The 13,470-nt window shown below is 58.4% G+C and carries 17 protein-coding genes; 4 read left to right on the top strand and 13 right to left on the bottom strand.

Annotated elements, in window-relative coordinates:
* Nucleotides 1–156: 156 nt before the first annotated feature.
* Together prmC and prfA are read right to left on the bottom strand one after the other, a co-directional pair.
* On the bottom strand, nucleotides 157–1,002 hold the full coding sequence (gene prmC / locus ACR0LX_RS00225; protein ID WP_480782090.1) for a peptide chain release factor N(5)-glutamine methyltransferase: 846 nt from the start codon (nucleotides 1,000–1,002) through the stop codon (nucleotides 157–159).
* Nucleotides 999–2,054, bottom strand: a complete 1,056-nt coding sequence (prfA, locus tag ACR0LX_RS00220) for a peptide chain release factor 1 (RefSeq protein WP_480782625.1) — start codon at nucleotides 2,052–2,054, stop codon at nucleotides 999–1,001. Before prfA ends, prmC begins: the two co-directional genes overlap by 4 nt.
* Before the next feature lie 63 nt (nucleotides 2,055–2,117).
* Between prfA and ACR0LX_RS00215 the strand changes: the two genes are divergently transcribed.
* Nucleotides 2,118–2,408: a hypothetical protein gene (locus ACR0LX_RS00215; protein ID WP_480570309.1), complete on the top strand. Its 291-nt coding sequence runs from the start codon at nucleotides 2,118–2,120 to the stop codon at nucleotides 2,406–2,408.
* A 4-nt stretch (nucleotides 2,409–2,412) separates the two neighbouring features.
* Here ACR0LX_RS00215 and ACR0LX_RS00210 read toward each other — a convergent pair whose 3' ends face one another.
* The 5 genes from ACR0LX_RS00210 to ACR0LX_RS00190 all read right to left on the bottom strand — a co-directional run bounded on the left by ACR0LX_RS00210 (nucleotide 2,413) and on the right by ACR0LX_RS00190 (nucleotide 6,434).
* A complete protein-coding gene (locus tag ACR0LX_RS00210) occupies nucleotides 2,413–2,766 on the bottom strand; it encodes a DUF6404 family protein (protein ID WP_480570312.1) in 354 nt (117 codons plus the stop codon).
* A 35-nt stretch (nucleotides 2,767–2,801) separates the two neighbouring features.
* Nucleotides 2,802–3,200 carry a DUF1499 domain-containing protein gene (locus tag ACR0LX_RS00205; protein WP_480782089.1) on the bottom strand — a complete coding sequence of 133 codons (399 nt, stop codon included), beginning with the start codon at nucleotides 3,198–3,200 and terminating at the stop codon, nucleotides 2,802–2,804.
* 66 nt (nucleotides 3,201–3,266) lie between these two features.
* Nucleotides 3,267–4,214 carry an agmatinase gene (gene speB, locus ACR0LX_RS00200; protein ID WP_480782088.1) on the bottom strand — a complete coding sequence of 316 codons (948 nt, stop codon included), beginning with the start codon at nucleotides 4,212–4,214 and terminating at the stop codon, nucleotides 3,267–3,269.
* A gap of 81 nt (nucleotides 4,215–4,295) precedes the next feature.
* Nucleotides 4,296–5,258, bottom strand: coding sequence for an agmatinase (speB, locus tag ACR0LX_RS00195; RefSeq protein WP_480570321.1), 963 nt, complete (start codon nucleotides 5,256–5,258; stop codon nucleotides 4,296–4,298).
* Nucleotides 5,259–5,267: 9 nt separating this feature from the next.
* Nucleotides 5,268–6,434 carry a M20 aminoacylase family protein gene (locus ACR0LX_RS00190; protein ID WP_480782087.1) on the bottom strand — a complete coding sequence of 389 codons (1,167 nt, stop codon included), beginning with the start codon at nucleotides 6,432–6,434 and terminating at the stop codon, nucleotides 5,268–5,270.
* A 66-nt stretch (nucleotides 6,435–6,500) separates the two neighbouring features.
* Here ACR0LX_RS00190 and mazG point away from each other — a divergent pair, with 66 nt between their 5' ends.
* The 3 genes from mazG (at nucleotide 6,501) to ACR0LX_RS00175 (ending at nucleotide 8,809) form a co-directional block, all read left to right on the top strand.
* Nucleotides 6,501–7,358 carry a nucleoside triphosphate pyrophosphohydrolase gene (mazG, locus tag ACR0LX_RS00185; protein ID WP_480571140.1) on the top strand — a complete coding sequence of 286 codons (858 nt, stop codon included), beginning with the start codon at nucleotides 6,501–6,503 and terminating at the stop codon, nucleotides 7,356–7,358.
* Nucleotides 7,359–7,421: 63 nt separating this feature from the next.
* A complete protein-coding gene (locus ACR0LX_RS00180; protein WP_480782086.1) occupies nucleotides 7,422–8,363 on the top strand; it encodes a nucleoside hydrolase in 942 nt (313 codons plus the stop codon).
* The gene (locus ACR0LX_RS00175) at nucleotides 8,360–8,809 is read left to right on the top strand and encodes a GNAT family N-acetyltransferase (protein WP_480782085.1); all 450 of its coding nucleotides are present in this window, start codon (nucleotides 8,360–8,362) and stop codon (nucleotides 8,807–8,809) included. The genes ACR0LX_RS00180 and ACR0LX_RS00175 overlap by 4 nt, the downstream gene beginning before the upstream one ends.
* Here the strand turns inward: ACR0LX_RS00175 and ACR0LX_RS00170 are convergent.
* The 6 genes from ACR0LX_RS00170 to ACR0LX_RS00145 all read right to left on the bottom strand — a co-directional run bounded on the left by ACR0LX_RS00170 (nucleotide 8,806) and on the right by ACR0LX_RS00145 (nucleotide 13,260).
* On the bottom strand, nucleotides 8,806–8,973 hold the full coding sequence (locus ACR0LX_RS00170; protein ID WP_480570333.1) for a hypothetical protein: 168 nt from the start codon (nucleotides 8,971–8,973) through the stop codon (nucleotides 8,806–8,808). The two genes, ACR0LX_RS00175 and ACR0LX_RS00170, sit on opposite strands and share 4 nt — an antisense overlap.
* Nucleotides 8,974–9,087: 114 nt before the next feature.
* Nucleotides 9,088–9,417, bottom strand: a complete 330-nt coding sequence (locus ACR0LX_RS00165) for a hypothetical protein (RefSeq protein ID WP_480782084.1) — start codon at nucleotides 9,415–9,417, stop codon at nucleotides 9,088–9,090.
* Between the two features lie 219 nt (nucleotides 9,418–9,636).
* Nucleotides 9,637–10,914 carry a phosphopyruvate hydratase gene (gene eno / locus ACR0LX_RS00160; protein ID WP_480782083.1) on the bottom strand — a complete coding sequence of 426 codons (1,278 nt, stop codon included), beginning with the start codon at nucleotides 10,912–10,914 and terminating at the stop codon, nucleotides 9,637–9,639.
* A 137-nt stretch (nucleotides 10,915–11,051) separates the two neighbouring features.
* Nucleotides 11,052–11,930: a DMT family transporter gene (locus ACR0LX_RS00155; protein ID WP_480570344.1), complete on the bottom strand. Its 879-nt coding sequence runs from the start codon at nucleotides 11,928–11,930 to the stop codon at nucleotides 11,052–11,054.
* Between the two features lie 136 nt (nucleotides 11,931–12,066).
* The gene (locus tag ACR0LX_RS00150; RefSeq protein WP_480570347.1) at nucleotides 12,067–12,480 is read right to left on the bottom strand and encodes a Fur family transcriptional regulator; all 414 of its coding nucleotides are present in this window, start codon (nucleotides 12,478–12,480) and stop codon (nucleotides 12,067–12,069) included.
* Nucleotides 12,481–12,555: 75 nt separating this feature from the next.
* Nucleotides 12,556–13,260: an endonuclease/exonuclease/phosphatase family protein gene (locus ACR0LX_RS00145; RefSeq protein ID WP_480782082.1), complete on the bottom strand. Its 705-nt coding sequence runs from the start codon at nucleotides 13,258–13,260 to the stop codon at nucleotides 12,556–12,558.
* Nucleotides 13,261–13,470 lie beyond the last annotated feature (210 nt).

Below are 13,470 nucleotides of genomic sequence, written 5' to 3'. Positions count from 1 at the left end.
CGACTTTTTGGGCTTGGCGTCAGGGGTACGCTGAAACAGCGTCGGCCTCTCCGACTACCCTGAGTAAACATGTCCTGAGGGTGCAGACAAGGGGTTTGTGAGACTTTTCGCAGGTTTTTTACCTCAACCGGCGCTTTTACGCCTCACCTTTTGCATTCAACCCGGCAATCTGGCCCTGACGACCCTGTCGCGACCGTCCAGGTCAGGGATCACGCGGATATCGTAGAGGCCCGCTGCGTCGAATAGCGCCGATACCGCCGCGCCCTGTGTTGGGCCGATCTCGACCAGGATCCGCCCGCCCGGGGTCAAAAAGTCCGGCGCTGAGGCCGCGATGTGACGATACGCCGCCAATCCGTCGCCCTCGTCCGTCAGGGCCATACGCGGCTCGTGCTCGCGCACCTCGGGCGACAGGTCCTGCATTTCCTCCCGCGAGATATAGGGCGGATTCGCCACGATCAGGTCGAATTCACCTTCGACCGCAGCGAACCAATTGGACTGACGAATATCCGCGCGATCCTGCACATTGTGCTGTACCGCGTTTGCGCTGGCCTGCAGACAGGCGGCTTCGCTCAGATCGACGCCAATTCCGCTGGCACTGGTGCGTTCGGCCAGCAATGTGATCAGGATACAGCCCGAGCCGACACCCAGATCCAGCAGGTGATCGAAAGGTTCGCTCAGCGCGGCCTCGATCAGCGCCTCGGTCTCGGGGCGCGGGTCCAGCACGTCTCGGCTGACGCGGAAGCGGCGGCCATAGAATTCGCGTTCACCCAACAGGTGCGACACCGGCACACGAACCGCACGCAGCGAGATCAGGGTATCGTAGCGTTCGGCAATGTCGGGGGCCAACTCTTCGGGTGCAATCAGCGTCACGCGGCTGGCTTCAATCTTGGCCGCATGGGCCAGCAAAACGCGGGCATCCCGCGCCGGATCGGGCACGCCCGCTGCGCGCAATCGCGCCGTTGCGGCAACCATTGCCTGAGCGGCTGTCAGCGCAGCGATCATTGCGCCATCTCGGCCAAAAGCCGCGCCTGATCATCAGCGGTCAATGCGTCGATAACCTCATCCAGATCGCCTTGCATCACCTGATCCAGCTTATAGAGCGTCAGGTTGATACGGTGATCCGTCATGCGGCCCTGCGGGAAATTATAGGTCCTGATCCGTTCCGACCGATCGCCCGAGCCCACCTGGCTGGCACGGTCGGCTGATCGCTCACTGTCGATGCGCTGACGCTCAAGATCATAAAGGCGTGTTTTCAGAACCTGCATCGCAATTTCACGGTTGCGGTGCTGCGACTTCTCGGAACTTGTCACCACCAGCCCCGTGGGCAAATGCGTGATCCGCACCGCCGAGTCGGTGGTGTTGACATGCTGCCCACCAGCGCCAGAGCTGCGCATGGTATCAATGCGGATGTCATTGGCATCGATCTGAATGTCCACATCCTCGGCCTCGGGCAGAACCGCAACGGTGGCCGCCGAGGTGTGAATTCGCCCGCCGCTTTCGGTTTCGGGCACGCGCTGCACGCGATGCACGCCGGATTCGTATTTCATGCGGGCAAAGACGTTTTCGCCCTTAATGTGCGCGACGACTTCTTTGATCCCGCCCAGATCGGATGCCTGTTCCTCAATGATCTCAAACTGCCAGCCCCGCGCCTCGGCATAGCGCTGATACATGCGCAGCAGATCACCCGCGAACAGCGCGGCCTCATCCCCACCGGTACCGGGGCGGATTTCCAGCATCGCAGGACGAGCGTCCGCTGCGTCCTTTGGCAACAGCGACAGTTGCAGGGCGTGTTCTGCCTCGGGGATACGAGCCTGAAGTTCGGGGATTTCCTCTTCGGCGAGCTCCTTCATGTCCGGGTCGGACAGCATCACCTCGGCCTCGGCCAGATCGGCCACCAATTGCCGCCACGCCATGATCTGATCAACCACCGGTTTGAGGTCGGAATATTCCTTCGCCAGCACAGCGATGTCCCCGCCCGAGGCGCCATCGGCCATGGCGGCTTCGAGGTATTGGAAACGCTGGGTGATCTGTTCAAGTCGTTCTTCGGGGATCATCCCGGCGGTGTCTCTCATCGCGGGGCTTTGGTCAAGGGCCGACGGTGTGCTAGGTTGATTGGTATGAAACGAATTGTTCTGGCCCTAACCCTGCTCTCGACTCCCGCCTTCGCCGATGTTGTCGGTCCAGGAGGCAAGGTTCAGGATTGTTATTGTACGGACAAATCCGGCACACGTGTGGAACTCGGCGAGATGATCTGCCTGCAAGTCGATGGACGCATGTTCATGGCCCAGTGCCAGATGTCGCTGAACGTGCCGATGTGGCGCGAGGTTCAGGAAGGGTGTTTGTCGTCGTGGTTGTCGCAGCCTAGGTCTGAATCAGACGTGCCTAAAACAAGCGTCGGCACAATGTGATTGACTACAAATCAGACCATCTACTCAGGTTGCACTTTTTTCGCTGATACAGTTTGCCCACAAATGCTAAAATGGTTCCGGCAATCGCAAATATAACAGCGAGCCGTACAATTTCGGCAATACGGATTTCAATCGTGAACACGAACGCCAACAAGACGCAGCCTGCGATTGCAAAAACGAAGCAGAAGAGAAATAAATACACGTAGGATAAAGGAGATTCCCAATAGGGAAAGTGCCTTGGTTCGAAACCCAATGCTCTCAGATACCTGATGATTATGACAACATCACCAGGGTCGCTAAGCCCAGCGGCTTCCATCTCTGCCTGAGCGTTCCCGAATTTCCGCTCGTAGTCGTTCAATCTGCTGATCCTAACCCTCGTTGACGCTCAAAGATTTACATCTGCTCCAACCACCGCTCAACCCGCGCCTTGTTCACCCCAAAATCCTTCCGCCCGAAGCGCGAGCGCGCGTAAATACGCAACGTATCACCGTCCCGCCGCACTGTGGTGTAGTCAGGGAAACCGAGCACTTTGGTACGGGTAATATAGGTGATCATCCCCTCGTCGACCGAACCGGCCAGAACGGTAGTGCGCGGGGTCGCTCGAATGATGGCGTCCAGACGGGCGAGACTGTCGGGGCCGGTTTCGACAACCCGCACCACTCCGTTTTTCATGTCTCGCACGTCCCCTAGCGGGGCAACATGCCACCGGATCGGATCGGATGGAGCCAACCGCACGTAAGCCCCGGCCAACAAAACCAGCCCAATAATCAACCAGAGAACCATCTTTACCATCTCGCTTGCGTCCTTTCCGGGAAGACTATCCGGAACGGAGGTTTCGACAAGGCAAATCGCGCTGTGTTACCGCGCCGTCACTCCGGGCAGAATGCACAGCAGTTCGAACAGGATATTCGCCGCGGTCAAAGCCGTGTTTCCCGAAGGATCATAAGGCGGAGACACCTCGACCAGATCGCACCCGACGACCTTGATGCCTTGCAATGCATGGATCAGTTGCAGCGCCTGCGGGGTGGTCAGCCCGCCAATCTCGGGTGTGCCTGTGCCCGGGGCATATGCCGGATCGAGGCTGTCGATGTCATAAGTGACATAGACGGGATGATCGCCAATTGTCTTGCGGATCTGCGCACCAATCTCGGTCAGGTTCTGTTGCCACAACTCCCACGCGGGGAACTGACGGAACCCCCAGTCCTGCGCCTCGGTAAAGTCAGTGGCAGCATAGCCCGAGCCGCGGATACCGATCTGAAAGGTTTTGTCCGGCAGGATCAGCTTTTCCTCGTAAGCGCGGCGAAACACCGTACCGTGGGTTTCCTTTTCGCCAAACATTTCGTCGTTCACATCCGCATGGGCATCGACATGCACCAAGGCAACCGGCCCGTGCTTCGCTGCCACCGCCCGCAGGATCGGCAGCGTGATCGAATGATCGCCGCCCATCGCGACCGGGATCACTGCCTGATCCAGAATGCCGTCATAGCTGTCTTTGATGATCTTCAGACTGTCCGCCAACGAAAACGTGTTGATCGCCAGATCCCCGATATCGGCGATTTGCAGGCTGTCGAAGGGCGCGGCCCGGGTCGCCATATTGTAAGGCCGGATCATCGCGCTTTCGGACCGGATCTGTTTCGGCCCGAACCGCGTGCCCGACCGCCAGGACGTTCCGATATCCATCGGGATACCCAGAACCGCAACATCCAATCCCGCAAGCGAGGCCGCCTGTGGCAAGCGCATGAACGTGTTCGGACCGGAAAACCGGGCCAGATCGTTGCCACTGATGGGCTGATTGAAATCGTTCATTTGCGTCTTAGCTCCCGTCCTGCCTGATCACCTCAACAAGCCAATACCGGAGATATGGCTAACCAAAGGTTAAAGTTGGGCTCAGGTCAGTTTGTTCCACCCCAGAAGACAGATGATCTGCGTCGCCACATGCGCACCCGCAATCGCGGTTGCCCCAGAGGTGTCATAGGGGGGTGAGACCTCGACCACGTCCCCACCTTTGATGTTGATCCCGGCAATGTCGCGCAAGATGATCTGCGCCTGGATCGAGCTTAGACCGCCCCAGACCGGTGTGCCGGTGCCGGGGGCAAAGGCCGGATCAAGACCGTCGATGTCGAAACTCAGGTAGACCGGACTGTCGCCCAGGATACCCTTGATCTTCTGCGCCACAGCCGCTGGGCCCGCTTCATAGACCTCGCGCGCGTCGATGATGTTGACGCCCAGAGTGTCCTCATTCGTCGTGCGGATACCGACCTGAACCGAGCGTTTGGGGTCGACGATTCCCGATTTCACCGCCTTGTAGAACATGGTTCCGTGATCCACGCGGTCCATATTGTCGTCCGCCCAGGTATCCGAATGCGCATCGAATTGCAGCAATGACATCGGTCCGTATTTCTCGGCATAGGCTTTCAGGATCGGAAAGCTGATATAGTGATCTCCTCCCAGTACGACCGAGGCGACATCGGCTGCCAGAATCGTCCGGATGTGGTCCGTCAAAGTATCGGGAAAATCAGGAATATTGGCATAGTCAAAGGCAAGGTCCCCGTAATCGGTGATTGCCAGTTCGCTCAGCGCTTTGAACGGCCAGCCATACGGTTCGTCCGGCGATTGCAACGTGCTGGCCTCGCGGATGGCACGTGGGCCAAGGCGGGTGCCGGGCCTATTGGTCACTGCCTGATCGAAGGGCACACCGGTGACAGCGATATCAACCCCGGTCAGGTCCTTGGTATACAAACGCCGCAGGAATGAAGTCGCCCCGCCAAAGGTGTTCTCGTACGAGACGCCTTTGAGGTCCGCGTTGGTAAACGCCTCATCGACGTAGTTTTTCGAATCTTCCAATGACATTGCGTCTCTCTATCTGTCCAAAGGTTGTGCGATTTCGACAAGGCGCGCAAAAAACGATGCCCCCACCGGCGCGATGTCGTCGTTGAAGTTGTATTTCGGATGATGAAGGCCCGGGCCGTCGCCCTGCCCCAGAAACAGATAAGCACCCGGTCGGGCCTGCAACATGTACGAAAAATCTTCGGCCCCCATATCGCGGCTCATGTTGTCAACCACACGCTCGGCACCGGAAATCTCACGGGCGACGTCTGCGGCAAAGGCCGTTTTGTCCGCGTCGTTTATCGTCGCTGGATAACCGATCTGATAATCCAGTTCTGCTTCAACCCCGTACGAGGCCGCCTGCCCCTGCACGATCTGCTCCATCCGCTGGACCACCATTTTCTGCACCGAAGGATCAAAGGTGCGCACAGTGCCGTTCAGATAAGCGGTATCGGGGATCACGTTATTGACCGTACCGGCATGGATTTGGGTGACCGAGACAACCAGATCCTCGACCGCATAGTGGTTGCGGCTGACGATGGTCTGAATGGCCTGAGCGATCCCACAGGCCGCCATTACCGGATCCTTGGTCTGGTGCGGCAGTGCCCCATGGCCACCCAGTCCCTGAACGTGGATATCAAACGTGTCCACAGCCGCCATGATCGGGCCTGCCGTAGTGTGAAACGCGCCTTCAGGATTCCCCGGATCGTTGTGAATACCGTAGATCTGAGCGATATCGAACCGCTCCATGATGCCTTCTTCGACCATGACGCCTGCACCGCCGCCCTCTTCTTCGGCAGGTTGAAAGATCAGCGCGACCCGGCCGCTGAAGTTCCGCGTTTCTGCCAGATAGCGCGCTGCGCCCAGCAACATCGTCGTGTGCCCATCATGGCCGCAAGCATGCATTTTGCCCTGGTTCTTCGAGGCGTAGTCCAGCCCTGTTTCCTCAGCAATCGGCAAGGCATCCATATCGGCCCGCAAACCGATTGTCGGGCCATCAGCCTGTCCATTGATGATGGCAACCATTCCGGTTTTCGCGATCCCTTCGTGCAGTTCATCGACCCCGAATTCTCGCAACCGCTGCGCAACAAAAGCTGCGGTTTCAAAGCATTCGAATTCCAGTTCGGGGATTGTATGCAGATGCTGCCGCCATTGCTCCATATCGGCAGTGAACTCGGCAATTCGGTTGACGACGGGCATATAGGGTGGACTCCTGATCCGGACTGCGGGATGGATGCATCTGACACCGGAATGAAAGGGTTCGCAATGGTCGAAAGCTCTCTGATCCACGATACGGATGCGGGTATCGAGCGCCTGTTGGAAATCATGCGCCGCCTGCGCGACCCCAAGACCGGTTGTCCCTGGGATATCGAGCAGGATTTCGGCACCATCGCGCCCTATACGATCGAAGAAGCCTATGAGGTTGCCGACGCGATCGAGCGCGAAGCCTATGACGAATTGAGGGGTGAACTTGGCGATCTGCTGTTCCAGTCCGTCTTCCACGCGCAAATGGCAGAAGAGGCCGGGCATTTCACGTTTCAGGACGTGGTGCGCACCATGTCTGACAAGATGGTTGCGCGCCATCCGCATGTATTCGGCGACGAATCCCGGGACAAATCCGCAGATCAGCAAACCGTGGACTGGGAGGCGATCAAAGCTGCCGAGCGTGCGGGAAAGGAACAAAAGGGCGCGCTGGACGGAGTGGCGGCCAACCTTCCTGCCCTATTGAGGGCGCACAAGCTGCAAAATCGCGCCGCGCGCGTGGGGTTCGACTGGCCCGATGCCAGCCATGTCCTTGCCAAGATCACGGAAGAGGCCGCCGAACTGGAAGAAGCGCGCCATGCCAAGGACCCCGATGCGCTTGAGGATGAATTCGGCGACCTGCTGTTTGTCATGGTCAATCTGGGTCGCCATCTGGGCATCGAACCCGAGGCCGCCTTGCGTCGCACCAACGCCAAGTTCACCCGACGTTTCGAACAGGTCGAGGCGCGCTTGGCGGCCCGTGGCAAAACGCCCGCGCAAAGCGATCTGGCCGAGATGGACGCGCTGTGGGACGAGGTAAAGACCGACGAGCATCGGGCCAATGGCAAACTCCCGCCGGTGGATGCGCCGACGGATGCCTGAAACCGCTGGACAAGTGGGAAAACAGTTGCGAGTGTCCGCGCTTCGAGACCCCGGAGGCACAGCATGACCGCCCGCAAAATTATCATCGACACCGACCCAGGACAGGACGACGCCGTCGCCATCCTTCTGGCATTGGCCAGCCCCGAAGAGATCGAGGTTCTGGGCATCACGGCTGTCGCCGGCAACGTGCCGCTGGAATTGACGGCCAAAAACGCACGGATCGTCTGCGAATTGGCGGGTCACACGCAAATCCCGGTCTATGCAGGATGCGACCGCCCCCTGAGACGGGATCTGGTGACAGCCGAACATGTGCATGGGAAAACCGGCCTCGATGGCCCGGTCCTGCCCGACCCGAACATGGCACTGGCAGACGGGCACGCGGTTGATTTCATCATCGAAACGCTGCGCGCGCACGAGCCGGGTACTGTGACGCTCTGCCCGCTGGGACCGCTGACCAATATTGCCACGGCCTTTGAAAAGGCCCCCGATATCATCGATCGGGTCCAGGAAATCGTGCTGATGGGCGGGGCCTATTTCGAGGTTGGCAACATCACTCCGACCGCAGAATTCAACATCTATGTCGACCCGGAAGCCGCTGATATCGTGTTCAGATCCGGCGCTCATATCGTCGTCATGCCGCTGGACGTCACCCATGACGCCCTTGTCACCCCGCACCGGAACGACGCCTTCCGCGCACTTAACAGCGAGGTTGGTCATGCCGTGGCCGAAATGACCGATTTCTTCGAACGGTTCGACAAGGAAAAGTACGGATCCGAGGGTGCGCCTTTGCACGATCCCTGCGTCACCGCCTATCTGATCCAGCCCGAGCTTTTCAAAGGTCGTCACGTCAACGTTCAGATCGAAACGCAATCGGAACTGACCCTTGGCATGACGGTTGCCGACTGGTGGGGCGTGACCGATCACCCACCGAATGCACTGTTTATCGGAGACGTTGACGCAGATGGCTTTTTTGCCCTGCTGACCGAAAGGCTGGCCCGTCTATGACTGCTGCACTTCGCCTTGCGCGCCCGGACGATCTTGACCGTCTGATGGCGCTTGTCGCCGCGTTTCATGCCGAATCCGGCATCGAACAGGACCATGATATACGGCGCGATGCGTTGTCTCCGCTGCTTGAAGGTATCCCTCATGGCTGCATCTATTTGATCGGACCGGGCCGCGCGCCACTGGGTTACATCATCCTGACATTCGGCTGGTCGGTTGAATTTGGCGGTATGGACGCGTTTGTCGACGAAATCTATATCCGACCCGCCGTGCGCGGGCGCGGGATTGCGACCGAAGTGCTACATGATTTGCCAAAAGCGCTGGCAGATGCCGGGCTGACCGCTCTGCATCTTGAGGTCGACCGCACCAACGCGACCGCACAAAAGCTGTATCTTCGGTCAGGCTTCAAAGCGCGCGACCGCTATATGCTGATGAGCAGAACGCTCTAGCGGGATTCGCCGCGGAAAATCAGATCCGGGTTGTACATTTCCCGTACCGGATCATCCTGCGACACCTCTTTTCCGGTGATCGGATAGGTGCCAGGTTCGGTGCAGGCGGCCAGAATTCCAAAGGAAAACAGGGAAACGACGAGAAGGATTCTTGAGGCAGACATCGCGCTCTCCTTTCTGCAACGCAGGCAGGATAGCAAATTTGGACGCGTTTATATATGAACAAGTTCACACATAAGCATGCTTGCAAAGGTGTTTTTCACCAGTTCCACCAATTTTCAGTAATTGTTCACTTTTGGGCAATTCTGCTTCATTCCCCGCTCCATCCTGCTGAATTGCTTTGGGACACGCTTGGGATTTGGCAATGCTTTCAACTGATCGGTTACGTTTTCGCCCGTGTACCACGATTGGAACAATAGCTCTTTGATGTCGTCATCCAGCACCTGATTGGCCACCTGATAGGTGCACAGGCATTCCTCCATCGTGATCTGCCCGCTGACATCACTCGCAACCATTTTGGCGCAAACCGCCGGCGCCGGTGGGCCTGCCCAGGCAACCTGGGGCAGCATCAAAACGGCCGCGCAGCCGAGAATGTTTTTAACCGTCATCTGAATATCCTCACTAAGCAATCATACCGCGAGTTTGCAACAGAACCGCATCTGTTGCTGGTTACGTTCCACCAACCTTACCCGAAAGCTATGACAGCACCTAATTTTCTCGCAAGCAATTGGTTCTACCGCTCCGGCAAAAGGCGCATGCGCAAAGGATGGCAAAGAAAAACCGGCCTCTAAAACAGAGGCCGGCGTCATTTGCGCAGGGCGGTCAGCTTATCGCTTTAGGATCGATGCGCCTGCGTATTCCGCGATTTCACCCAGCGATTCCTCGATACGGATCAGCTGGTTGTACTTGGCCAGCCGATCCGACCGCGCCAGCGAGCCGGTTTTGATCTGACCGCAATTCGTTGCCACCGCCAGATCGGCAATGGTGGCGTCTTCGGTCTCGCCCGAGCGGTGCGACATCACGTTGGTATACCGCGCACGATGGGCCATATCGACGGCCCGCAGGGTCTCGGTCAGCGAACCGATCTGGTTCACCTTGACCAGCATCGAGTTTGCACAGCCGCGATCAATCCCTTCGGCCAGACGTTCGGGGTTGGTCACGAAGAGGTCGTCACCCACCAGTTGCACTTGGTCGCCAATGGCGTCGGTCAGGGCTTTCCAGCCGTCCCAGTCATCTTCGGACATGCCATCCTCGATCGAGATGATCGGATAGTCGTTGACCAGCGCCGCCAGATAGGCTGCGTTTTCTTCCGAGGTCAGCGTTTTGCCCTCGCCGGACAGAACGTATTTGCCATCCTTGTAGTATTCGGTTGCAGCGCAATCCAATGCGAGGTGGATCTCGTCGCCCGGCTTGTAACCCGCTTTTTCAATGGATTTCAGAATGAAATCCAACGCTTCGCGGGTGCTGGCGATGTTGGGGGCAAAACCGCCCTCATCCCCGATCCCGGTGCTGAGACCTGCTGCCGACAGCTCTTTCTTCAGTGTGTGAAACACTTCGGAACCCATGCGCACCGCTTCGCGAATGTTGCTGGCTGCAACAGGCATGATCATGAATTCCTGAATGTCGATGGGGTTATCGGCGTGTTCGCCGCCGTTGATGATGTTCATCATCGGCACCGGCAGAACGCGGGCCGAGGTGCCTCCTACGTAGCGGTATAGCGGCTGCGTGGTGAAATCTGCCGCCGCCTTGGCCGTCGCCAGAGAGACCCCCAGAATGGCGTTGGCACCCAGACGACCTTTGTTCTCGGTTCCGTCCAACTCGATCATCGCGGCGTCGATGGCCACTTGCTCGGTCGCGTCAAAACCCACCAGTTCTTCGGCAATCTCTCCGTTCACGGCGGCGACAGCCTCGAGCACGCCTTTGCCCATATAACGCGACTTGTCGCCATCGCGCTTTTCAACCGCCTCATAGGCTCCGGTCGACGCGCCCGAAGGTACCGCCGCGCGGCCCATGGTGCCGTCTTCCAAAATCACGTCCACCTCGACCGTAGGATTGCCCCGGCTGTCCAGAATTTCGCGTGCGTGGATGTCGATGATCGTGCTCATGAGGCCCGTCCCTATGGCTGCATTCAGTTGCAGGCGTCATAGCAGCAACCGGCGAAAAGTAAACCGGTCACGTTATCGCTAACACGTATATTTTCCTGCCTTTAGGGCTAACAGCCTGCTGTTTGCGCCAACACCGATCAGGCGACAGCCAATTGCCTTGCCAATCGACGTTCTCGGACAAAGGTGTAAAGACCCGACCCGATGATCAACGTGGCCCCGGCCAGGGTCATGGCGTCTGGGCGTTCATTGAACATCAACACGCCTGCAATCATCGAGAACACGAGGCGCGTATATCGGAATGGCATCATCGCCGAGGCCTCGCCCACCCGCATCGCCGCGACGATGCCATAGTAACCCAACATGCTGAAAATAACGGCAGCCAGATACGGCACGACCTGCGCGGATTGCACCGGTGTCAAAGACTGCCCAGTGGCGATCATCAGTACAGTCCCGGCCACGATTGCGGCAATATAGGCTTGCATCGCAACAACCGTGGACGCCACCCGCACATCCAGTTTGCGCGTGATCAGGTCACGTGCCGCGATCAAAAAGACCGTGGCGACGACCAGCAGAGTTTCCGGCTGGAATCCCTCGAGGCCCGGACGGATGATCATCAAAACGCCGATGAAGCCAACACCAATGGCGCTCCAACGCCGCCAACCGACGGTTTCGCCCAGAAACAGCGCAGCACCCATTGTCACCGCCAGCGGCAGGGCCTGAAACACCGCTGCGACTGTGGAGAGATCGATCAGCGACAGCGCGGTCACGAACAACACCGCGCCTACCCCCTCGGCCCCGGCGCGCGCAAGCGGCAAGAGCGTCCATGCTGCGGGGTCAAAGATCCGTTTGCGGGTGGCCACCGACAAAATTGCAAAGGTCAGGCCGCAAACGACGCCCAACGCAATCAGAATCTGCCCGGTCGGTACGGTGACCGACAGGTGCTTGATAAACATGTCTTCGATCGCGAAAGCTGCCATCGATCCGACAAGCAGCAGGATGCCGTTTACGTTGTTCATGCGTATTTCCATTGGGACAGGTCGGCAAAATCCGAGCCCTCATGTCAGCAAAACAACAACTTTCCCGACATCGCAAGCCCGATTGCGACAGCTTCGATGAAGTGCCGTGATGCGGTCAATCGCGGTTCCTGATGGGTCAGTCCTTGTCCAGCGGGACGCCGTAGAGTTCCAGCCGATGACCTTTGAGCTTATAGCCCAGCTTGGCCGCGATCTTTTCTTGTAGTGCTTCGATCTCGGGATCGACAAACTCGATGACCTCGCCCGACTGCATGTCAATCAGGTGGTCGTGGTGATCCCGCTCGGCGTCTTCATAGCGCGCGCGGCCATCGCCGAATTCAAGCCGTTCAAGAATCCCCGCCTCTTCGAACAGTTTTACTGTTCGGTAGACGGTGGCGATAGAAATCCCCGAGTCTTCGGCCGAGGCACGAGCATATAGTTCCTCAACGTCCGGGTGGTCCTCACTTTGTTGCAGCACATGCGCGATGGTACGGCGCTGACCTGTCATACGCAGGCCCTTGGCCTCGCACCGGGCGATAATCGTGTCGGACATTGTTACCCTCGGAACTGTTCGGTTCTCTGTCTTAATATGTCTGACGCGCTTGCGCCACATCAGAATTAGGGCAATTCAGGCAACACGCTGAAGGTCGGCCCAGATCGGAAGGTGGTCTGAGGCGATATGCGCCGGTCGCGCGTCATGCACCCCATGTCCACTGGCCTGCAACCCCTGCCCCAACGCGATGCGATCCAGCGCCCCCAGCGGTTGCGCGGCCGGAAAGCTGGGAACAGGTGGCAGGAACTGCATATCCGGCACCAGATGGTCCAGGACCGGCTGCCGGGACCATTCGTTGAAATCTCCGGCCCAGACCGTTGGCATACTGTCCAGATCAGAATCGCATCGGCGGATATGGGTGATCTGCTGTCGGCGCGAGGCGGGCAGCAAACCCAGATGCATACCCATCACCCGCAAGGGCCCGATCGGGGTGTCGAATTCCACGCGCACCGCACCACGCGGTTCGAACCCCGGAAGGTCGTGATGGCCGGTCTTGCGTACGTTTATCGCGTCTCCGCGCCAGATCACTGCGTTGCCGTGCCACCCCAGGCTGCCCGCGCCCCCGAGATCGACGATCTGCCAGCCAGCTTCATCCAGCATGAAATGCGGCAGCGCTGCCGGGCGGGGAGGCAGCCTTTTGTCCGCCTCTTGCAGCACCACAATATCGGCGCGCAGCCCTGCCAGCACCTGCATGATGCGTTGCGGCTGGCGACGAAAGTCCAAACCGACACATTTCTGGATGTTGTAGCTGGCAATGCGAAGGGTTGGTGAGGGTGTCATGGCGCTCGGGTCAATATGCGAATTCCAACAGTGCCACGCCCAGCGCCCAGTGCAACCCGATTTTCCCGTAGCTTTGGCAAACAACGCTGATTGGGATCGCAAACGGAATTCTGAAGAGGATTTAACCCTAAAGTGCTGTGTGTGAACGTAAATCACGTGTACAGAACGGACAGTGCCGTTAAAGTGCCCCTGAACCGAACCCGAGGATCC

Source organism: Ruegeria sp. CH11, from assembly GCF_056537105.1.
The sequence above is the reverse complement of the archived record's forward strand: the minus strand, read 5'-3'. Positions and strand labels throughout refer to the sequence as shown.